Source organism: Aeromonas sp. QDB63 (genome assembly GCF_027707425.1).
Taxonomy (GTDB): domain Bacteria; phylum Pseudomonadota; class Gammaproteobacteria; order Enterobacterales; family Aeromonadaceae; genus Aeromonas; species Aeromonas caviae.
Genome location: NZ_JAPCIS010000009.1, coordinates 1 through 21,198 on the forward strand (window position 1 = coordinate 1; position 21,198 = coordinate 21,198).

General features: G+C 63.2%; 19 protein-coding genes, 1 pseudogene and 1 riboswitch. Of the genes and pseudogenes, 16 read left to right on the top strand and 4 right to left on the bottom strand.

Annotation, left to right across the window (positions count from 1 at the left end; translation table 11 throughout):
* Positions 1 to 461: 461 nt before the first annotated feature.
* From PG879_RS08260 to cbl, 6 genes are all read left to right on the top strand, one after another.
* Complete coding sequence (locus PG879_RS08260) at positions 462 to 1,463, top strand: sulfate ABC transporter substrate-binding protein (protein ID WP_041210984.1); 1,002 nt, start codon at positions 462 to 464, stop codon at positions 1,461 to 1,463.
* A gap of 39 nt (positions 1,464 to 1,502) precedes the next feature.
* Positions 1,503 to 2,078 (top strand): RBBP9/YdeN family alpha/beta hydrolase, encoded by a 576-nt coding sequence (locus PG879_RS08265; RefSeq protein ID WP_010672824.1) that lies wholly within the window; start codon positions 1,503 to 1,505, stop codon positions 2,076 to 2,078.
* Positions 2,079 to 2,347: 269 nt separating this feature from the next.
* Entirely contained in the window at positions 2,348 to 3,187 is an 840-nt protein-coding gene (gene cysT, locus PG879_RS08270) for a sulfate ABC transporter permease subunit CysT (RefSeq protein WP_039039454.1), read from the top strand.
* Positions 3,184 to 4,077 (top strand): sulfate ABC transporter permease subunit CysW, encoded by an 894-nt coding sequence (cysW, locus tag PG879_RS08275; protein ID WP_010672826.1) that lies wholly within the window; start codon positions 3,184 to 3,186, stop codon positions 4,075 to 4,077. The genes cysT and cysW overlap by 4 nt, the downstream gene beginning before the upstream one ends.
* Positions 4,078 to 4,108: 31 nt before the next feature.
* Positions 4,109 to 5,176: a sulfate/molybdate ABC transporter ATP-binding protein gene (locus PG879_RS08280; protein ID WP_010672827.1), complete on the top strand. Its 1,068-nt coding sequence runs from the start codon at positions 4,109 to 4,111 to the stop codon at positions 5,174 to 5,176.
* A 116-nt stretch (positions 5,177 to 5,292) separates the two neighbouring features.
* Positions 5,293 to 6,240 (top strand): HTH-type transcriptional regulator Cbl, encoded by a 948-nt coding sequence (gene cbl / locus PG879_RS08285; protein ID WP_010672828.1) that lies wholly within the window; start codon positions 5,293 to 5,295, stop codon positions 6,238 to 6,240.
* 112 nt (positions 6,241 to 6,352) lie between these two features.
* Here the strand turns inward: cbl and gbpA are convergent, their stop codons facing one another.
* Positions 6,353 to 7,774, bottom strand: a complete 1,422-nt coding sequence (gbpA, locus tag PG879_RS08290) for an N-acetylglucosamine-binding protein GbpA (RefSeq protein WP_270829998.1) — start codon at positions 7,772 to 7,774, stop codon at positions 6,353 to 6,355.
* 60 nt (positions 7,775 to 7,834) lie between these two features.
* A riboswitch (cyclic di-GMP riboswitch) is annotated at positions 7,835 to 7,920 on the bottom strand.
* A 229-nt stretch (positions 7,921 to 8,149) separates the two neighbouring features.
* A complete protein-coding gene (locus PG879_RS08295) occupies positions 8,150 to 9,829 on the bottom strand; it encodes a methyl-accepting chemotaxis protein (RefSeq protein ID WP_210600057.1) in 1,680 nt (559 codons plus the stop codon).
* A 295-nt stretch (positions 9,830 to 10,124) separates the two neighbouring features.
* Here PG879_RS08295 and PG879_RS08300 point away from each other — a divergent pair, with 295 nt between their 5' ends.
* The 7 genes from PG879_RS08300 (at position 10,125) to PG879_RS08330 (ending at position 17,003) form a co-directional block, all read left to right on the top strand.
* Positions 10,125 to 11,975, top strand: a complete 1,851-nt coding sequence (locus PG879_RS08300; protein ID WP_210600058.1) for a M3 family metallopeptidase — start codon at positions 10,125 to 10,127, stop codon at positions 11,973 to 11,975.
* A 402-nt stretch (positions 11,976 to 12,377) separates the two neighbouring features.
* Entirely contained in the window at positions 12,378 to 12,854 is a 477-nt protein-coding gene (locus PG879_RS08305; protein WP_029313677.1) for a L,D-transpeptidase family protein, read from the top strand.
* Positions 12,855 to 12,975: 121 nt separating this feature from the next.
* Positions 12,976 to 13,689 (top strand): AzlC family ABC transporter permease, encoded by a 714-nt coding sequence (locus tag PG879_RS08310; RefSeq protein WP_103244220.1) that lies wholly within the window; start codon positions 12,976 to 12,978, stop codon positions 13,687 to 13,689.
* A 2-nt stretch (positions 13,690 to 13,691) separates the two neighbouring features.
* Complete coding sequence (locus PG879_RS08315; protein ID WP_049635961.1) at positions 13,692 to 14,027, top strand: AzlD domain-containing protein; 336 nt, start codon at positions 13,692 to 13,694, stop codon at positions 14,025 to 14,027.
* Positions 14,028 to 14,149: 122 nt separating this feature from the next.
* The gene (locus PG879_RS08320; RefSeq protein WP_210600059.1) at positions 14,150 to 15,676 is read left to right on the top strand and encodes a YjjI family glycine radical enzyme; all 1,527 of its coding nucleotides are present in this window, start codon (positions 14,150 to 14,152) and stop codon (positions 15,674 to 15,676) included.
* A gap of 37 nt (positions 15,677 to 15,713) precedes the next feature.
* Positions 15,714 to 16,562, top strand: a complete 849-nt coding sequence (locus PG879_RS08325; RefSeq protein WP_210600072.1) for a YjjW family glycine radical enzyme activase — start codon at positions 15,714 to 15,716, stop codon at positions 16,560 to 16,562.
* A gap of 117 nt (positions 16,563 to 16,679) precedes the next feature.
* Positions 16,680 to 17,003 carry a DUF1820 family protein gene (locus tag PG879_RS08330; RefSeq protein WP_010672837.1) on the top strand — a complete coding sequence of 108 codons (324 nt, stop codon included), beginning with the start codon at positions 16,680 to 16,682 and terminating at the stop codon, positions 17,001 to 17,003.
* Between the two features lie 16 nt (positions 17,004 to 17,019).
* Here the strand turns inward: PG879_RS08330 and PG879_RS08335 are convergent, their stop codons facing one another.
* Together PG879_RS08335 and PG879_RS08340 are read right to left on the bottom strand one after the other, a co-directional pair.
* Positions 17,020 to 17,952: a LysR family transcriptional regulator gene (locus PG879_RS08335; protein WP_041214507.1), complete on the bottom strand. Its 933-nt coding sequence runs from the start codon at positions 17,950 to 17,952 to the stop codon at positions 17,020 to 17,022.
* A 58-nt stretch (positions 17,953 to 18,010) separates the two neighbouring features.
* Complete coding sequence (locus tag PG879_RS08340) at positions 18,011 to 19,207, bottom strand: amino acid aminotransferase (protein WP_109112889.1); 1,197 nt, start codon at positions 19,205 to 19,207, stop codon at positions 18,011 to 18,013.
* A gap of 392 nt (positions 19,208 to 19,599) precedes the next feature.
* Here PG879_RS08340 and PG879_RS08345 point away from each other — a divergent pair, with 392 nt between their 5' ends.
* The 3 genes and pseudogenes from PG879_RS08345 (at position 19,600) to bcsG (PG879_RS08355) (ending at position 21,046) form a co-directional block, all read left to right on the top strand.
* Positions 19,600 to 19,725, top strand: coding sequence for a hypothetical protein (locus PG879_RS08345; RefSeq protein WP_258555889.1), 126 nt, complete (start codon positions 19,600 to 19,602; stop codon positions 19,723 to 19,725).
* 8 nt (positions 19,726 to 19,733) lie between these two features.
* Positions 19,734 to 19,946: pseudogene (gene bcsG / locus PG879_RS08350) on the top strand (cellulose biosynthesis protein BcsG); the annotation flags it as partial.
* A 44-nt stretch (positions 19,947 to 19,990) separates the two neighbouring features.
* A complete protein-coding gene (gene bcsG, locus PG879_RS08355; RefSeq protein WP_270830001.1) occupies positions 19,991 to 21,046 on the top strand; it encodes a cellulose biosynthesis protein BcsG in 1,056 nt (351 codons plus the stop codon).
* The last annotated feature ends 152 nt before the right edge of the window (positions 21,047 to 21,198 follow it).

Sequence of the window (21,198 nt, forward strand, 5' to 3'; positions counted from 1 at the left end):
AGAATACCGGCCTGTCACGCCGGGGGTCGCGGGTTCGAGTCCCGTCCGCTCCGCCACTAAATTGAAAGGCCTTCCCTGACGGGAAGGCCTTTTTGTTTTCTGGCGTCTGGATAAGAGCTCAGGGAACAAGAGGCAACCGACGGGTCTGCCACTTGTCACGGACAACCCGCCTCTTCCCCCCTGTGGTGATTGCGTGTCTGGCATTGTCCCTTTACCCAAGGCTTACCCTTCGCTCTGGTTTGCCTTTGTTCCTCCATCTTTTCCCAACCCGGCCAATCGACCGGGCTTTGTCGTGTCTGGAGATGAGCATCGCAAGCACGCGAATACGCTCTGGCCGAGAGTGCCAGAGGACCATCGGGAGCTCATATGCGGATAAGAGATAAGCAAAGCGCTTTTTCTTTCTTCATGGAATATGCATAAGCGGGCATGCTGTACTCAACCCAACGATATGGAGTATCACCATGAAACTGCGAATGACCGCTCTCACCGTTCTCTCCCTGCTGGCTCTCGGTCAGGTCCAGGCCGCCGAGGTGCGCCTGCTGAATGTCTCCTATGACCCGACGCGGGAGCTGTTCCAGGAGTACAACAGTGCCTTTGCCAAGGAGTGGAAGGCCAAAACCGGCGACGATGTGGTGGTGAGCCAGTCACACGGTGGCTCAGGCAAACAGGCTCGTGCCGTGGTGGACGGACTGGAGGCTGATGTGGTCTCCCTGGCGCTGGCCTATGACGTGGATGCGGTGGCCAAGGCAGGTCTCACCGCCAGCGACTGGGAAGGGCGTTTGGCCAACAATGCCTCTCCCTATACCTCCACCATCGTCTTCCTGGTGCGCAAGGGGAATCCCAAGCAGATCAAGGATTGGGGCGACCTGGTGCGCAAGGATGTCGCCATCATCACCCCCAACCCCAAGACCTCCGGCGGTGCGCGCTGGAATTATCTGGCTGCCTGGGGCTATGCCCTGAAGAAAAGCGGCACTGAAGAGGGCGCCAAACAGTTTGTCAGCGATCTGTTCAAGAATGTGAAGGTGCTGGACTCCGGGGCACGTGGCGCCACCACCAGCTTCATCGAACGCGGGCTCGGGGATGTGTTGCTGGCCTGGGAAAATGAAGCGTTGCTGGTGCTCAATCAGCCGGGCACCAGCGACAAGTTCGAACTGGTGGTGCCCTCGGTCTCCATCCTGGCCGAGCCGCCGGTAGCCGTGGTGGACAAGGTAGCCAAGAAGCATGGTACCGAGGCCGTCTCCAAGGCTTACCTCGAGTATCTCTACTCTGACGAAGGGCAGCGCATCATCGCCAAATACCACTATCGTCCGAGCAATCCGGCGATCCTGAAGGAGACAGCGGCCCAGTTCCCCAACCTGACGCTCTTCACTGTCAAGGATCTGGAAGGAGATTGGGAAAAGGCACAGAAGAAGCACTTCGCCCAGGGCGGATCGTTTGACCAGATTTACCAACCGGGCCGCTAAGAGACGCAGGCCCCTGTGACAACAGATAGGAGTACCACGATGAACAAGATCCTTCTGGTTCCCGGTCTGCACAACAGTGGGCCGGATCACTGGCAGAGCCGCTGGCACCAGCAATTTCCCCAGTGGCAGAGAATGATGGGTCTGCCCTGGGACAAGCCGGATCTCACGGTCTGGAGCGCCAAGCTGGCGAGCAAGCTCAGGAGCCGGCGCAGCCGGGTCCACCTGGTCGCCCACTCCTTCGGCGCTCTGACGGCCATCGCTGCCGCCAGACTGCAACCAGACAAGGTCTCCTCCATCTTCATCGTTGCCCCTGCCGATCCTGCCCGTTTTGGCATCCCGGATGAGGTGTTGACGGGGTCGATCAAGGTCTCTGCCCAGTTGATCGCCAGCCGCAATGACCCCTGGATGAGTTTCGAGCGGGCAGAGTTCTGGAGCCGGCAGTGGCAGGTGCCGTTGTTCGATGCGGGGGAAGTGGGCCATATCAATGCCCAGTCCGGCCATGGGGAGTGGCACCAGGGCCTCGCTTTGCTCGGCACCCTATACCGCCGTGCCGAAATGGTGGTGGAGCCTGCTCCTGCCGAGTGGGGCAAGCAGGCCGCACTCAGTTTTCGATGAGGGACCATCGGATTGTCTCGGCACGATTTCCAGGCGGGCTGGCAACTTGGCCAGCGTGACTGACTTTGCATGTTCCCGGTTTTACCGCTCCGTCTTTTAGGTCTTTTATTTATATAAAAGACCTTTTTTTATGCTTATCGCTCTAAAAGCCTTGTTCCACCATTGTTAGATAAAAAAGTGCTTAGCAAAGGCATTATTGGTGTTTGTTGTCCCTGGCCGCCGTGAGCAAAATCGTCACATCCAAAGTATTTATAACAAACGGATGTGTTATGCGATTAAGTTCTTATTCCGTCCTGCCAGGCCTGGGGCCAACGCTGGGCTTCAGTCTGCTCTATCTGGGCATACTGGTGCTGCTGCCGCTCTCGGCACTGGTGCTGTTTGCGGTGAACAACCTGAGCGCCGCCGAGTTCTGGCAGGTGATCGGCTCCCCCCGGGTGCTCGCCTCCTTTCGCCTGAGCTTTGGCGCCGCCTTCATTGCCGCCCTGCTCAACAGTCTGTTCGGTCTGATACTGGCCTGGGTACTGGTGCGCTATACCTTCCCCGGCCGCAGACTGGTGGATGCGCTGATCGACCTGCCCTTTGCCATGCCGACTGCCGTCTCCGGCATTGCCTTGTGCGCCATCTTTGCCCCCAACGGCTGGATTGGCCAATGGGTCGCTCCGCTGGGCATCGAGCTTGCCTATAACCCCATAGGGGTGGTTATTGCCCTGACCTTTATCGGGCTGCCCTTTGTGGTGCGTACCCTGCAGCCGGTGCTGCGGGAAGCGGAGAGCGAGCAAGAGGAGGCGGCCGCGAGCCTGGGTGCCAACCGCTGGCAGACCTTCATCCGGGTACTGTGGCCGACCCTGGTACCTGCGCTGCTCACCGGTTTTGCCCTGGCGTTTGCTCGCGGCGTGGGGGAGTACGGCTCTGTCATCTTCATTGCCGGCAACCTCCCCATGGTGTCCGAGATTGCCCCCCTCATGATCATGAGTCACCTGGAGGAGTATGACTACGCCGGTGCATCGGCCATTGCGTCCGTCATGCTGCTCATTTCCTTTGTGCTGCTGTTGCTCATCAACAAGTTGCAAGCCTGGAGCTGGGCTCGCATCGGAGGAAGCCGTATATGAACGCCTCTACTGCACATCTCGATCAGGCCCAGGAGTCCGCTCCGGCCACCCCGGCGCGTCATCCCCCGGTGACCCATGAACCGGTCTGGGTCAAATGGCTGCTGGTCACCGTCGGTCTGGGCTGGTTTGCCGCCTTGCTGCTGTTGCCGCTGGCCACCGTCTTCATCCAGGCGCTGAGCCCGGGTCTGGCCTTCTTCTGGCACGCCATCAGCGAGCCGGATGCCCTGAGCGCCCTGGGGCTGACCGCCCTGGTGACGCTCTGCTCGGTGCCCCTGAACTTGCTGTTCGGGCTGGCCGCTGCCTGGGCCATCGCCCGGTTCCGCTTCCCTGGCCGGCAACTGCTTATCACCCTCATCGATCTGCCGTTCTCGGTCTCGCCGGTCATCGCGGGCTTGATGTTCGTGCTGCTGTTCGGCAGTCGCGGCTGGTTCGGCGAGTGGCTCAGCGAGCACGACATCAAGATCATTTTCGCTACCCCGGGGATCATCCTGGCGACCACCTTCATCACTGTGCCCTTCGTGGTACGCGAGCTGCTGCCCCAGATGGAGGCGCGGGGCCCGGAGGAAGAGGAGGCCGCCATCATGCTGGGGGCGAGCGGGTTGCAGATGTTCTGGCGGGTGACCCTGCCCGGCATCCGCTGGAGCCTGATGTATGGCCTGCTGCTCTGTACCGCCCGGGCGGTGGGGGAGTTTGGCGCTGTCTCCGTGGTTTCCGGCCACATTCGCGGCCAGACCAACACGCTGCCGCTGCACATCGAGATCCTTTACAACGAGTACCAGACCGGTGCCGCCTTCGCGGTGGCCAGCCTGCTGGCGCTGTTCGGGATCTTCACCCTGCTGGGTGAGACCCTGCTGGCCAGGCTGCGCGGCCAACCGACCCAGTCCCATTGATCCCGAATTAACGGTTATAGGAGAGGCATTCATGAGCATTCAGGTTCAAGGGCTCAACAAGCATTTCAATCAGTACGCGGCGCTGGCCGACATCAACCTCGATTTTCACGACGGTGAGCTGGTCGCCCTGCTCGGCCCCTCCGGCTGCGGCAAGACCACCTTGCTGCGGATCATCGCCGGGCTGGAGCAGGCGGACAGTGGCAGCGTCATCATCCGCGGCGAGGATGCCTCGGATCTCCATGTGCGCGAGCGCAACGTTGGCTTCGTGTTCCAGCACTACGCCCTGTTTCGCCACATGACGGTATTCGAGAACGTGGCCTTTGGCCTGAGGGTCAAGCCGCGCAGCGAACGCCCGGACGAGGCGGCCATCCGCACCCGGGTCAAGGAGCTGCTGGATCTGGTGCAGCTCAGCCACGTCGCGGCACGCTACCCGACCCAGCTCTCCGGTGGTCAGCGCCAACGGGTCGCCCTGGCCCGGGCCCTGGCGGTGCAGCCCAAGGTGCTGCTGCTGGACGAGCCTTTCGGCGCCCTCGATGCCCAGGTGCGCAAGGAGCTGCGCCGCTGGCTGCGTGAGCTTCACGACGAGCTGCATGTCACCAGTCTGTTTGTGACCCACGATCAGGAAGAGGCCCTGGAGGTGGCGGATCGGGTGGTGCTGATGAACGCCGGCAAGGTAGAGCAGATTGGCACCCCTGCCGAAGTGTATGATCAGCCCGCCAGTGCCTTCGTGCACAGCTTCCTTGGCAGCGTGAACCTGTTTCGTGGCAGGGTGGCCGGGCAGGGGCTCGGCATCGGTGAACAGCAACTGGGTGGCCCCATCCCCTCCCATCTGGCAGAAGGGAGTGCGGCCATTGCCTATGTGCGCCCCCACGAGCTGGAGATCCTGCCCTCGGATGCCCCCGGTGGCATTCGCGCCACCATTACCCGCCTGCTGCCCATGGGGCCGCGCATCCGGGTGGAACTGCGTGGCGATGGGGAGACGGGAGGCGCCCACTACGAGGCCGAACTGAGCAAGGAGGCCGCCCGCGCTTTTGCTCCCGGCCAGGGGGTGCGCCTGGTGGCCAGGCAGGCACAGCTCTATCCCGACTACCAGATCTGAGGGCAAGCCGCGAGGTGCGGCCCTCTGTCAGGCTTGCTGCCGGGCCATGATCCCGGCAATCCATAACAAGAGGACGGTGGCACGAGCCACCGCCACTCAGCGCAGGAGGCGATGAGGTGAACTTTCAGCAATTGCGAATCATTCGGGAGGCGGCACGACGGGATTACAACCTGACCGACGTGGCCAATGCCCTCTTTACTTCCCAGTCCGGGGTCAGCCGCCACATTCGCGAGTTGGAGGAGGAGCTGGGGCTCGCCCTTTTCATTCGCTATGGCAAGCGTCTGCTCGGTATGACCGAGCCGGGCAAGGAGTTGCTGGTGATCGCCGAGCGTATCCTGGGGGATGCCGACAACATCCGCAAACTGGCGAGCACCTTTGCCAATCGCGACTCGGGCCGGCTGCTCATCGCGACCACTCATACCCAGGCCCGTTATGCCCTGCCGAGGGTAGTGAAGGCGTTTCGGGAGCAATTTCCCCTGGTACAGCTGGAGCTGCGTCAGGGGAGCCCGGAGGAGATAGTGCGGCTGGTGCAGACCGGTGAGGTGGACATCGGCATCAGCAGCGAGCAGCTCGACAAGAGCGAAGGGGTGGTGGCCTTTCCCTACTACCGCTGGCACCACAATATCGTCGTGCCGGAGCAGCACCCCCTCACCGCCGAGCGGGAGCTGACCCTGGCCGCTCTGGCCCACTGGCCCATCGTCACCTATCAGGCCGGCCTCACCGGTCGGGCACGGGTGGATGATGCCTTTGCCGAGGCGGGCATAGTGCCGCAGATCCTGCTGACCGCCCAGGACTCCGACGTCATCAAGACCTATGTCGAGTTGGAGATGGGGGTGGGCATACTGGCGGACATGGCGTTCGATTCCCAGCGGGACAAGGGACTGGTGCAACTGGACGGCAGTCGGTTGTTTGCGCCGCACACCGCCTGGATCGGCCTCAAGCAGGGGCAGTTCCAGCACAACTTTGCCTGGCAGTTCATCCAGCTCTGCAACCCCGAGCTGGCGCTGGCGGAGATCCAGGCCCGCGCCATGAGCAACGAGCCCCTGCTCGATTACCAGATTTGAACCGAGGGGTGGGATGAAAAACGGGGAGCCATGGGCTCCCCGTTTGTTTGATGTTGACCTGATCTGGCACCGGAAGCGCCGAGCGGGTTCTCGCCAGGTCGGAGACGTCCCATCACTGCGCTGTCCAGGCCTCCTGCCAGTGGGAGCCTACGCCCGGTTCATACTGGGTGGCCGTGCTCGCCCACTGGCTGCACCAGCCGCTGTAGGGGAAGGGTTTGCACTGATAGACCTTGCCGTTCTTCGGCTGCAGCACCCGGGTTCCGGCGGTGTAGGACTTGAGGCCGTCCGGGAAGGTGAACTGGTAATCGCCCCCGCTTGCCGGATCCTTGAACATGAGGTCCAGGGTCTGCTGCACCGCGTCACCACCGGCCTTGGGTTTGCCCTCGATCACCAGCTGATGGTGGCCCGCACTCAAGCTGGTCAGCGCCATGGAGAAACTCTGGCTGCCGTCCTTGATATCGGCACTGCTCTGTCCCCTGGCGACACCGCCGTGGTCATAGAGGGTGTTGGTGATGGCGAGATCCCCCTGGGCCGTGACGGTGAAAGTCAGGGTGAGCTTGCCGTTGTCGAGCGTGTAGTCGCTCGCCAGACCGCTCACGCTGATCCCGTTCTCAACCGGGGGCTGCTGTTGCTCAAGCTGGATCTCGACCCGTTGCAGGTTGCTGCCAGCCTTGAGGTAGACCGGGTTCTGGCCATAGACGGGGTTGAACTGGCCGTCCGCACCTTGCTGGCCTGCACGGATCTGGCTCTGCTCGGTGTTGATCTTGCTCGCCAGGGCGTGGGCCCAGTTGTTCTTCTGGCCCTGCTCGGTGCTGGCGATGGTCAGCTCGGTCTGGAGATCGGTGCGCTCGCCATTGGCATCGAACACCCGGGTTCTGGCTTTGTCACCCGCCACCAGGTCGATGGAGGGATAGATGGTCCCTCCCTGGCTCCAGGTCAGCGGGGGCTGGGTGCCATCCTTGAACCGGGCGTCGATCAGATTATAGAAGCTGTTGGCGGTATCCCCTACCTCCCACACCCCGAGAATGACCTGATAACCGGTACGCGGGGGCAGGGTGCACTGATGGGTCACCTGTTTGGGGGGCTGCACCATGTTGCCGTCGATGACGCAGAAGGGATTGAGATCGAACGCATCCCGGGTGAGGGGCTGGTTCGGGTTCCAGTCCTGCTTGGTGAGGTAGTAGCGCCAGTTGCGGGTCACGTGGTTGGCAGTGAAGGTCCAGCTGATGGCGAAGGGACCGGCCTGCACTTCACGCTTGGTCCAGCGATCGAGAGTCTGGGTGTTGAGCTCGCCGAATTGGGGGTGACCGGCCGAGGCTATCTGGCCGTCGGCGGGGCCGCCATCGGGGAAGCCGGAGGGGGCTTCCAGGCTCTGGGGTTCCCACTGGATGGCGCCACACTGGCTGTTGCCCCCTGTCTTGCACAGGTAGTTGCGCCCTTCGGGCTGGCTGATGTAGCCGTGAGCGAGTACGCCGCCACTGGCCAGCAGCGCCAGCGCTGCCGCGAGATGGGTGAGTCGGATATTTGCTGCCATACATTCCTCTGTTCGGTGATGTGGGCAGTCACGTTGGCAGGGGAGTTCCCCGAAACACGGTGCTGCAACCCCGCTATCCTGGACAGCTTGTCTTTAGACCGGAGGCTTTGCGTCCTGGCCTTTCAACCAGTTTGCCAAATGACTACAGAAAGGATCATGGTGCCGCCTGTGGCGACCACTCATCATGACTATATTTTGTTAAAAAATTAAGTGTAAAAATTGACAGTGCCATCTCATCGGAGCAGCGCATCAGCGGCAGATGGCTCCGTCGGGATCTGCGCGCTGGTTCAGTGCGAGAGGGTTGCCCGGGAGAGGCTCCCGTGGCCATGACAGGAAAGGAGCCCCTGCAAGCCTGGCAGGGGCTCATGGGGCTACTCAGTGGCGGGGTTGCATGCCTGCTCGGGAAGAGGACGCCTGGGTCGGTCGCATCATCCTGCCCTGGGCTTGGGCGTTGTCCAGCTTGAACACCGCCAGTCGCTCGTCGAGGCTTCGGGAGAGACCGGCCAGCAGTTCGCTCTCCTGGGCCAACTGGGTGGCCGCCTGGGACATCTCTAGCGCCGAGTCGTTGATGCCGCTGACGTTGCGGTTCATGTCTTCCGCCACCATGCTCTGCTGCTCCGCCGCCGTGGCGATCTGGGTCGCCATGTCGCTCACGTGCTGGATGTGATTGACGATGAGGGAGAGATCCTGCCCCGCCTTCTCGGACTGGTTGACGCTGCTCTCCGCCAGCTTGCGGCTGGCGTCCATGGCGTTGGCGGCGGTGACAGCCCGTTGCTGCAACTGGGTGATGGTACTCTGGATCTCCTCGGTGGAGTGGCGGGTGCGACTTGCCAGCTGGCGCACCTCGTCGGCCACCACGGCGAAGCCACGGCCCTGCTCGCCGGCCCGGGCCGCCTCGATGGCGGCGTTGAGGGCCAGCAGGTTGGTCTGCTCCGAGATGGCGCTGATGACCGCCGTCACCTCGCTTATCTGCATCACTCCCTCCTTGAGCTGGTTGACCTGCGAGGTGGCCTGGTCCACCTCGGTGGCCAGCGCCTGGATGCCGTGCACGCTGGCATGGACATCCTGGTTGCCGAGCCCGGCCTCGCTGGTGGCATCCTGGGTGTCACGGGCCGTGTTTTCGGCGTGACCCGCCACATCGGCGATGGTGGCGCTCATCTCGTTCATGGCGGTGGCGAGCTGGGCGAGCTGATCCCGCTGACTGTTGACCGCCTGGTTGGTCTGTTCGGCGGAGGCGGCGATGCGCAGGGCGGCATCCGCCACGTTGCGGGCCCCCTGGCTCGCCTCCAGCAGGGCGCGGCGGATGGCATCCAGCCCCTGGTTGGTGGAGCTGGCGACGGCGCCGAGCTCATCCCTGCCCAGCACCGGGATGCTGACCACCAGATCGCCGGCCGCGACCCGGGCCATGGCCTTGTTGATCTCGGCCAGGGGATTGACGATGGAGCGGCTGATGGCGAGTCCCAGCAGCCCCATCAACAGGATCACCAGCAAGGTGGCGCCACCCATCCACTCATATTGCGACCACATAGTGGCCTCAATGTCCTGCAACAACACACCGGAGCCCAGGATCCAGCCCCAGGGCTGGTAGCCCGTCACCAGCGACATCTTCTGGGCCGCCTCGCCGGACGGGGAGACCCACTGATACTCCAGCCTGCCCTGGTGGCCGCCCTTGCCGAGATCCACCATGTGCTGCCAGTGGGACTCGGCAGGGTTGTTGCCCATCTGCTGGCCGACCAGCTCGGGTTTGGCGGGATGCACCACCACCCGACGATCTTCATCCAGCACGAACAGGTAGTTGTCCCCGTCAAAGCGCATGCTGTCGAGCATGGCCTTGGCCTGTGCCTTGGCCTGTTCCGGGGGGAGGGTGGCAGCCAGGGCCTGGATCCGGCTCATGGCCAGATCCAGCACCGCCTGCAGCCTGGCTTCCCGTTCACTCATCAGATTGCGGTGCAGGGCACTGGCCGAGATGAGCAGCAGTGCGATGAAGCCGACCAGGGCCAGTGAGAGCAGCAGCATCAGTTTGCGACTCACGGCAATATCACCGAGCTTGAACATAGTCTTATCCTTACTTTCCCATGCGGGTCTGATTGTGGCCGTTCTAGCGGCCGGACCTGATTGTTGTTATTTTTAACATGACATTAACTTTCAATGGGTTGCGATGGAAAACAGCCAATTGAGCAGTTTGACAACCAGTATAGCCAGCAGACAGAAACCCTCGCTTTTGATAGCGTGATGGCGCGCATCCCGGCGCACAATTTGTCTGCTCCATTTGCAAGAAGTGTGAATGGGTTGGCATTTCACCAAAAAGGAGTGGGCGCCCCCGTGGTCGCCCCATAACAAGAGGGAAGTTATGAGTTCCATTGCCAGGAATTATCTCAACCAGCTCAATGCCGATTACCTGCAGGTGCACAGACGCAAGGAGGACCTGTTCTGGTCCACCTACATGGGCACCAGCGACGATCAGGCAGGCTTCACCGCGGCCGAACAGGCCTACAAGGCGTTCTGTGCCGATCCTGCCCGCCTGCCGGTGCTGCGGGAGATGCAGGCCCAGGCCGAAGAGGCGGATCTCAGGCGCGGCCTGGGGGGCTGGATCGCCTTCTTCGAGTGCAACGTCATCGAAGATCCCGGTGCCTCCGCCCTGATGGACGAGCTGGTGGCCGCCGAGGCGGATCTCTTCGCCCGTCGCAAGGGGCTGAAGCTCACCTTGCTGGATGAGCAGGGCCGCCAGGTCCCCGGCAGCCTGCCCGCCGCCAGCACGGCGCTGGCCGCAAGTCGCGACGAGCCGGTGCGCCAGAGCGCGCTCGCCATGTTCCACACCCTGGAGCAGTGGGTGGTCGACAACGGCTATCTTGATATCGTCGCGCTGCGCAACCGCTTCGCCCGTGCCATGGGTTATCGCGACTACTTCGATTACAAGGTGCACAAGAACGAGCAGATGAGCCCGGAGCAGCTGTTTGCCATTCTCGACGACTTCATCGCCCGTACCGATGCCCGCTTGCACCAGAGTCTGGCGGAGCTGAAAGCAGCCAAGGGGGACGCAGCCCTGCTGCCCCACAACCTGCGCTACAGCGTGAGCGGCGACGTGACCCGCCAGCTCGACCCTTACGTGCCCTTCTCCCGGGCGCTGAAGGATTGGGTCGAGAGCTTCCGCCGGCTCGGCATCCAGTATCGCGGTGCCACCCTCACCCTGGATCTGCTGACCCGGGAGGGAAAATACGAGAACGGCTTCTGTCACGGCCCGGTGCCGAGCTTCTGGCAGGAGGGGGAGTGGGTGCCTGCAGTGGTCAATTTCACCAGCCTGGCCAATCCGGCCCAGGTGGGCAGCGGCTGGAGCGGGCTCAACACCTTGTTCCACGAGGGCGGCCACGCGGCGCACTTTGCCAACGTCACCGGCAACGCCCCCTGCTTCTCCCAGGAGTTTCCGCCCACCTCCATGGCCTATGCCGAGACCCAGTCCATGTTCTGCGACAGCCTGCTGGACGACGCGGACTGGCTCAAGCGCTACGCCAGAAACGCGGCGGGAGAACCCATCCCCGATGCGCTTATCCAGGCCATGATTGAAGCGCGTCAGCCATTTCGCGCCTTCAACGAGCGCCAGATCGCGCTGGTGGCCTACTTCGAGCGGGATCTCTACGCCATGGCAGAGAGCGAGCGCACCCCGGCCGCCGTGCTGGCCCTGGCCCGCCGCTGGGAGCGCAAGATCCTGGGGGTGGATAGCCCACGCCCGCTGCTGGCCATCCCGCACCTTCTGAACCAGGAGTCGGCCTGCGCCTATCACGGCTATCTGCTGGCGCTGATGGCGGTGGAGCAGACCCGCGCCTATTTCCTGAGGCGCGACGGCTACCTCACCGACAACCCGCGAATCGGGCCGGATCTGGCCGCCCACTACTGGGGACCGGGCAACGGCATGACCCACGACGAGACACTGCAGAGCCTCACCGGCGAGGGTTTCAGTGCGGTGCCGCTGGCAGAGGCGTGCAACCGGAGTGCCGCCGAGGCGTGGCAACAGGCGCAAGCATGCATGGCGGCGGCGCGGCAGCGCCCACCGGCAGGGGAGGGGACGCCCCTCGACGCCCATATCCGGGTGGTACACGGGGCCGAGCTCATCGCCGACAACAGCGAGTCCGAGGCGCGCATGCTGGCAGACTTCGAGGCCTGGATCCGGCGCCTTGAGACCGCCGAACCAGTGACCCAGGCCTGAGCCCGGTGTTGCACCGTCAAAAGAGCCCCATCAGGGGCTCTTTTCTTGTGCGTTGAGATAGTCTGATCCCATGGTGCCAGCCGGGGATTGGCTGGTGGACAGGCTCAAGTGTCACTGGCGGCGGCGCTGCCCGCTGGTTTTTCTCCCTGCGCCATCTTCTAGGCCTTGACGATCAGCGCTGAGGCGCCCGGTTGCGGGCAATAGGCGACGCCCTGCCCTTGGCAGGGTGTCTGCATGGCGGGTTGACGGCCATTTCCCCCTGCTGGCCACAGATATGTTTCTCCCGATATATTGAGTATTCACGGCGATCCCATATCATGGCGCTCGCTCGCCACCAGAGGGTGGCGGCATTCAGATGATTTGCTAACAAGAGAGCCCAGAAGGCTCGCAGAGGGATGGATAGTGAGAGCCGTATTGCTGTGTTTGCTGGGGCTGTGGCCCGCGTTGAGTTTTGCCACTCTGTCCGCCGATATGGTGGTGGTGAAGAAGTCGAGTTACAGCCTGACCCTGATGAAGGATGGCAAGGAAGTGAAGCGCTACTGGATTGCCCTGGGCCCGGCTCCCAAGGGACACAAGCAGCGTGAGGGGGATCAGCGTACCCCGGAAGGTCGCTATACCCTGGACTACAAGAAGAGCAACTCCGGTTTCTACAAGGCCATTCACATCAACTACCCGAATCTGGACGACATCAAGCGCGCCAACGAGCTGGGTGTGAACCCGGGCGGCATGATCATGATCCACGGCCAGCGCAACAGCCTGGGGGATCGCAGGGTGCAGCCGTCCAACTGGACCAATGGCTGCATCGCGGTGCTGAACCACGAGATGGACGAGATCTGGAACGCCATCGAGCCAGGCACTCCCATCATCATCGAGCCCTGATCCCGCCTGCCAACGCCCGCTCTCATGCGGGCGTTGCATTTGTTGCAGACCATGGCGTGACACTGTCTCCTGCGCCGTGCTAGTTTTCCCGGTTCGCATTGGCTGTGACAAGGATGATCCCATGATGTCGGAAACCCGCCTCCCTGCGCCCGAGCGCACGGGGGCACTCTGGTGGCGCGCCACCCTGGATATGCTCCCGCTCTCCATTTCCGTCATCCCCTGGGGGATACTGTGCGGCGCCCTGGCGCTTCAGGCGGGTATGAGCCCGCTCCAGGCACAGCTGATGTCGCTGCTGGTCTATGCGGGGGCGGCCCAGCTCTCGGCCACCACCTTGTTCGGGGCGGGGACGCCGCTGCTGCCCATCATGGGCTCCACCATGGTGATCACCTCCCAGCATCTGCTCTATGGCTTCACCTTCCGGCGCGACGTGCTGCCGCTCTCCCTGCGCTGGCGGGCCAGCCTCGCCTTCTTCCTGACCGACGAGATGTTTGCGGTGGCGCTGAAAGACAGGGAGCGCAGCGGCGCCTTCAATCCCGCCTATGCGCTCATCGCGGGCTTTGTCTTCTATCTGTTCTGGAACCTGGCGACCCTGCTCGGCATCGCCGCCGGCCAGTACATTGACGGGCTGGACAAGATGGGGCTGGATTTTGCCATCGCCGCCACCTTTATCGCCATGACGCTCCCCGCCATGAAGAACCTGCCCATGGTGGCGGCCACCCTGGTGAGCGGCGGGACGGCGCTCGTCACCAAGCCGCTGCTGGCGGAGATCCACATCATCGTCTCGGCCCTGGCCGGCATGGTGGTGGGCTATGTGCTGCACCGGATGAGGAGGTGATCATGGGCTGGCTGATGATAGGGCTGCTGGCTCTGATCACTTTCTTCAACCGTTTTGCCTTCTTCTCGCGGTTGACCCGCTATCAGCCGGGGGCCGAAATGGGGGCTTTCCTCAGCTTCTCGGCCCAGTCGGTGCTGACCGCCATCTGGCTGCCCATCGTCTTCAGCTATGAGCCCGGCCGCGGGCTGGACTGGGATCCGGACTACCTGGCCGCCACCCTGCTGGTGACGGTGTTGACCCTGCTGCGCCTGCCTACCCTGGTGGTGGTGGTCGTCGGCATGGGGGGCTTCTTCCTGCTGCGCTGGTTGGGGGGCGTGGCCCTGTTCTGGCCCTGGTGAAGGATGTGCCGTGATCCTGCATGGCGGATGTCTTGATGGGATATCCGCCCTGTTGGGAATGTCACTTCAAAAAAGGCCTCTCAAGTGTGAGGATTTTGGTTCCACCCGCCACGGAGTGAACCATGTCCTTCACCGAAACCTGCCAGCGCATCGTGCGCGACCCCCTGCTGTCACCGGCCCAGAAGAGCCACGCCCTGGCGCTCGCCGCCGAAAACGCGTTGCCTTACCCCGAGTTGCCTGCCGCCGTGCAGGATGCCATGGCACAAGGGGTGCTGTGCGACATGTTCGAGGGACACGCTCCCCACAAACCGCGCTATGTGCTGCCGGATTACGAGCGGTTTCTGCGCCAGGGCTCGGCCTGGCTGGAGCTGGCGCCACCCCTGGACTTCGACGAGGCCCTCGATGCCCTGCGCATCCTCTACCATCACGTGCCCTCCGTCACCGGCATGCCGGTCTGGCTGGGACGGCTCGATCAGCTGCTGCTCCCCTTTGTCGGCGAGCTGGATGACGAGACTCTCTACCGCAAGCTGAAAGGGTTCTGGATCTATCTGGACCGGGTGCTGCCGGATGCCTTCATGCACGTCAACATTGGTCCCGACGACAACCGGATCTGCCGTCTGATCCTGCGCATCGACAACGAGCTCAAGCAGGTGGCCCCCAACCTCACTTTCTTTCACGATCCGGAGCAGACTCCCGACGATCTGCTGCTGCTGGCGGTGAAGAATATCGCCGAGTGCAGCAAGCCGCATATCGCCAACTACCCGGTCCATCGCGATACCTTCGACCAGCATGGGTTTGGCATCGTCAGCTGCTACAACGCCCTGCCGCAGGCCGGTGGCGCCAACACCCTGGTGCGCATCTCCCTCAAGCGAGTCGCCGAGCAGGCACAGGGGATCGATGATTTCCTCGGCTGTCTGCTGCCCCACTACTGCCGTCTCACGTCCCAGCTGATCGCGGTGCGCGCCGCTTTCCTGCACGAGGAGTCCGGTTTCTTCGACAGCTTCCTGGTCAAGGAGGGACTGCTGGATGAGGAGCGCTTCGTCCCCATGTTCGGCATCTACGGCATGGCGGAAGCGGTCAACATCTTGATGGATAAAGAGAATCTGCCTGGCCGCTACGGTCACGACGAAGAGGCGAACCAGCTTGGCTATCGCATCTCGGCCCAGCTTTCGAAATATGTTACTGCGACGCCGCAGGCCCATGCCTGGGGCGGCCGTGCCCTGCTCCACTCCCAGGGGGGACTCAGCGTGGACAGGGGCGTGACCCCGGGGGTACGGATCCCCTATGGCGAGGAGCCGGATCCCGCCAGTCACCTGCTGGCCCTGGCGCCCCACCACGGCTTTTATCACTCCGGGATCAGCGAGATCCTGACCCTGGATCCCACCATCCGCCAGAACCCGCAGGCGCTGCTGCAACTCTGCAAGGGGGCCTTCGCCCTCGGTATGCGCGAATTCAGTGCCAACGTGGCGGACAGCGATCTGGTGCGGGTGACCGGCTACATGATCCGCAAGCGCGATGTGGCCCGCTTCGCGGCAGAAGGCTCGCGGCTGCAGACCACCTGCCTCGGCGCCGAGGCGAGCGAGCTGACCGGGATCCGCCAGCGGGCACCGCGGGTGGTGGCTATCGAGACCCTCTTGAATGAGCACTGAGAACGGCATGCAGAAGGGGGCCGAGCTCAGGGCGATGGTGAGCCGCTGGCTGCCCTTCTCCTGCGTGGACGGCCCCGGCAACCGGCTGGTGCTGTTTTTGCAGGACTGCAACTTCCGCTGCCCCGGCTGCCACAACCCCCACACCATGGGGTTGTGCGATCACTGCGGTGACTGCGTGCCCGGTTGCCCGGGCAGAGCCCTGGCGATGCAGGAGGGGCGGGTGAGCTGGCAAGCCGAGCTTTGTACCCACTGCGACCGTTGCCTCGATGTCTGCCCTCGCCACGCCAGCCCCAAGACGCGCCAGATGTCGGTGGCCGAGGTGCTGGCCCTGCTGCGCCGCTATGGCCCGCTGCTCACCGGCGTCACCGTCTCCGGCGGGGAGGCGACCACCCAGTTGCCGTTCGTGATCGCCCTGTTCACGGCCATCAAGGCTGCGCCGGATCTGGCCCGTCTCACCTGCCTGCTCGACAGCAACGGATCCCTGGGGGAAACGGGTTGGCAGCGGCTGTTGCCGGTACTGGACGGCGCCATGATAGACCTCAAGGGGTGGCGCGAGCCTGTGCATCTGGCCCTGACCGGGCGGGGCCGCGAGCGGGTGCTGGCATCGCTGCAACTGCTGGCGCAGGCGGGCAAGCTGGCGGAGGTGCGGCTGCTGCTGGTGCCGGGGCAGAGCGATTATCTCACTGCCGACGGCACGTTGGATGGCGGGCTCGCCGCCTTCTTGCACTCTCTCGGACCCGTGCCCATCCGCCTCAACGGCTTTCGCCACCACGGGGTGCGAGGGGAGGCGCTGTCATGGCCAGAAGCCGGGTCGGCTGACCTGACAGTGCTGGCCAACGCATTGAAGGCCAAGGGGTTTGGGTCGCTGATGCTGCCTGCGATCTGAGCTCTGCAGCACGTCGGGATGCTGAGACCCGATATGACGCAACTGTGAACTCTGTCTATAGGGGCTGTCCGAGGGGACGGCTAGAATGGGCAAACCGTCCATCACCAACAGATACCCATGAGTGAATCCAACGCCCTTTATCGAGTGCAGTTCATTTGTCACAGCGAGCGTTACGAAGTCTATGTAAGAGAGGTGAATCAGGGCCAGCTGTTCGGCTTCATCGAGATCGCCCACTTCGTGTGGGACAACCACACGGCGCTCATCGTCGACCCCAGCCACGAGAAGCTGAAGAGCGAATTTGCCGACGTCACCCGCACCCTTATTCCCATGCACCACGTGCTGCGGGTCGATCAGGTGCGCAAGCAGGGGGCCGCCCGCATCACCGAACTGGGCAACAACGTCACCTCTTTCCCAGGCCCCATCTATACCAAGAAGCCCTGAGTCCTGCCGCCAGGCATCATTGTGGGGCGTCCAGCTCCCGGGCCAGTTGCAGGATGCGCTGACGGAACCAGCGCAGGGCGGGATCTTCCCCCAGGGGGCCATACCACACCAGGCTGTGGGTCACGGCGCCGTAATCGAAGGGGACAGGGCGGCTCACCAACCCCTGGGTACAAGCCCGGGTAGCCCAGCCCTTCACGGCCGTGAGAATGAGATCGCTCTGGCGCAGCAGGGCGGCGGCGCTGCCAAAATCCGGCAGGGTGGCCCCCAGTCTGCGCCGTACCTGGCGCTGGGCCAGACTCTGCTCGAAGAAGGGATCGGCCAGCTCCTGATCGCGAATGGCGATGTGGCGCCAGCTCAGGTAGGCATCGAGATCCCAGGGATGCGTCAACGCCGGATGATCTGCGCGCATCAGGCAGACCAGCTCATCCTCCCGCAAGGTTTCCCAGACGAGGCCGGGCTGATTGACCCCGGGCTGGCTCTGATCGTGGGGCAGGATCACGAAGTCGAGCTTGCCCGCCGCCAGAGCAGCCAGTCCCTGCTCGTCCTTGTTACGCACGACGGGCATCAGCCCCGGCACCTCCTGCAGCAACTGACCCAGTACGGCCCCCATGGGCCAGATCATGCTGCTCTCCCGCATCGCCAGGTTCAGCTCCCCCTGCCAGTTGGCAGGGGCAAATCCTTCCTGGCTGGTGAGGCCGTTGAGCTCTCCCAGCAGGCGGCGCAGCGTCGGGCCGAGGCGTTCGGCAAACGGGGTCAGCAGCAACTGATTGCCCTGGCGGTAGAGCAGTTGATCCCCCAGCAGTTCGCGCAACTGGTTGAGGGTCTTGCTGACGGTGGAGGGGGTGGTGCAGAGGCGCTCGGCGCTGCGGGTGACACTGCGGGTGTCGAGCAGCAGATGCAGGGTCACCAGGTGGCGACCGCCGAGGCGGGAGAGGGCAATGAGATCCATCACGGTTCCACGGGCAAGGGGACAAACGAAAAGCCCCGCCTGAGCGGGGCTTGCGGGCTTAGCCCTTGAGCACAGCGGCCATGGCGTCGGCCACGTAGTCGACGTTGCGGCTGTTGAGGCCCGCCACGCACATGCGGCCGGAGCGCACCAGATAGACGGCGAACTCTTCCCGCAGGCGGTCCACTTGCTCCGGCGTGAAGCCGGTGTAGCTGAACATGCCGCGCTGGTTGATGAAGTAGCCAAAATCGCGGCCCGGCACTTTGGCACTCAGCACCTCGAACAGCTTCTGGCGCATGGCCTTGATGCGGGTGCGCATCTCGGTCACCTCACCGACCCACATGGCGTGCAGTTCGGGCTGGCTCATCACCGCCGCGGTGATCTGACCGCCGTGGGTGGGGGGGCTGGAGTAGTTGCGGCGCACGGTGGCCTTCATCTGGCCGAGCACCCGGCTTGCCTCTTCGGCATCCTGGCAGATGACCGACAGGCCGCCGCAGCGCTCGCCGTAGAAGGAGAGGTTCTTGGAGAAGGAGTTGCTGACGAAGAAGCTGACACCGGCGGCCACCATGGCGCGGATGGCATAGGCATCCTCTTCCAGCCCGTCACCGAAGCCCTGATAGGCGATGTCCATGAAGGGGATCAGGTTCTTCTCGACCACCAAGGCGATCACCTGGTCCCACTGGGCACGGGAGAGATCCACCCCGGTCGGGTTGTGGCAGCAGGGGTGCAGCAGCACGATGCTTTTCGCAGGCAGGCTGCTCAGGCAGTCGATCATGGCGTCGAACTGCACGCCGCCGGTGGCCGCATCGTAATAGGGGTAGTCGTGCACCTTGATGCCGGCCCCCTCGAACATCGCCTTGTGGTTGTCCCAGGTGGGATTGCTGACCCACACCTCGGAGGTCGGGAAGTAGCGCTTGAGCAGATCGGCACCGATCTTCAGGGCGCCGGAGCCGCCGATGGTCTGGATGGTGGCGATGCGACCCGCCTTGACCGCTTCGTGCTCGGCGCCAAACAGCAGGTGCTGCACCGCAGTGCGGTAGTTGGCGGCGCCTTCCATCGGCTGGTAGGGGCGCGGGGCCGGGGCGGCGGCGCGCTGCGCTTCGGCCTGCTGCACCGACGGCAGCAGCGGAATGCGGCCCTGCTCGTCGTAATAGAGGCCAATCCCCAGGTTCACCTTCTGCTCGCGGGTATCTTTATGGAAGGTCTCGACTAGCGTCAGTATGGGGTCGCCAGCATAGGCATCGACGTGTTCAAACATGGGGGGTCCTTGAAGTTGACTGTCCAATTCGGCCGGCCATCAGCCGGGCCGATATGATGGCGCAATCCAGAGGTGGCCTCAAGTTGTTCGAGATGGCGACAGGGCTGACAAAGTCTGTCGCAGTGGTAAGCGCGGGGCCCTTGCCAGGATCCTGCATCCCGTCTGCACGTTCCCCCCATTTTGTCAGAGAAGGCTGCCTTATCGGGATCGTTTGGATAATATATGGATACATACGGCCCCTCTCATTCCCCTTACACCCATCCGGGGGAGTCAGGTTCAGCGCCACCTGAGACAAATTAATAGTTGCATAATAGTCAGGCTATTCTTTTGACAACCATTGCAGTGTGCCCGGCCCCTTCGGGGGGCCCACGATAACAGGTGACTCATCGCCGATGACCCGACACGTTTCTGATGCCGATTCTCCCTGGCTGGACTGGCATGGCCTGGGTGGCTGGAATGTCTATTTTCTTGCCAAGTTCGCCCTGCTCTGGGGGGATATCTCAACTTCGACCCCCTGATCAACCTGGTGTTTGCCGCCTTCCTGATCTTTCCCCTGCCAAGGGCCGGGTGGCGCCGTGCGCGGCACTGGCTGGCGTTGCCGGTGGGGGCGGGGATCTTCTATCACGATACCTGGTTGCCGGGGATAGAGAGCATTCGTGCCCAGGGCAGCCAGGTCTTCTCCTTCACCCTGGATTACTGGGCGGAGTTGCTCGGGCGTTTCATCAATTGGGAGATGGTCGGCGCGGGGTTCGTGCTGCTGACACTCTATCTGTTCATCGTCCAGTGGTTGCGCTTCACCCCTATCGGGAGGAGCAGGAGAGACTGGTGCACTTCCCGGAGAGCCTGCCAGCCCAGGCGACCCCCTTCGATGTGCTCATCATCAATGTCTGCTCCCTGGCCTGGCATGATGTGGAGGCGAGCGGCCTGAGCGGGCATCCGGTCTGGTCCCACTTCGACATTCGCTTCAACCGCTTCAACTCCGCCACCTCCTACAGCGGCCCGAGTTCCATTCGCCTGCTGCGGGCCAGTTGCGGGCAGACCAGCCACCAGGGGCTCTATGTGACGGCGCCGAAGCAGTGTCTGCTGTTCGAGAATCTGGCCCAGCTCGGCTTTGCTAAACAGGTGGCCATGGATCACTCGGGGGATTTTGGCAACTACCTGACCGGCCTGCAGCAGTATGCCGGGCTGGATGTGACCCCCATGGACAAGAAGGGACTGGCCCATGATCTCGCCTCCTTCGATGGCGAGCCCATCTATCGCGGGGATGCCCTGTTCGACCGCTGGCTGAACGAGCGGACACAGAGTCAGGCGGCACGCAACGTCACCTTCTTCAACCTCATCGCCCTGCACGATGGCAACCGCTATGTGGCGAGCCTCCAGATAGCGCCCTACAAGGCGAGGCTCAAGACCCTGCTGGATCAGCTGGACGACTTCATGACGACGCTGGAGCAATCCGGCCGCAAGGTGGCCGTGGTGATGGTGCCTGAGCACGGCGCCGCTCTCACCGGCGACAAGATGCAGATGGCCGGGCTGCGGGACATTCCCAGTCCGAGCATCACCCAGGTGCCGGTGGGGGTTGCCCTGCTCGGTACCAAGGCGCCCCACGAGGCGACCCGCAACGTGGACACCCCCAGCAGCTTCCTGGCGGTATCAGAACTGGTCTCCAGGCTGGTGGGGAAGGATGTGTTCGGGAGCGAGACCATCGATTGGGATGCCCTGCTGGGCGACCTGCCGCAGACCCCGCCGGTGTCCGAGAACCAGGGCTCGGTGGTGATCGAATATCAGGGCAAGTACCACATCAAGCTGGGGCAGGGGGACTGGGTCCCCTATCCCCAATGAGACCGGAAGTGACGATGCGCAGCGAACGGCAATCAGACATGCAGACCCCCTTCGGCGTCCCAGTGGAGGGCACGGTGATCAATGACGTGGCCATGGTCCAGCAGGCCTTTGGTGTCAGCCTCTCCTATTAGGATATTGCCGCCAGGGAGCGG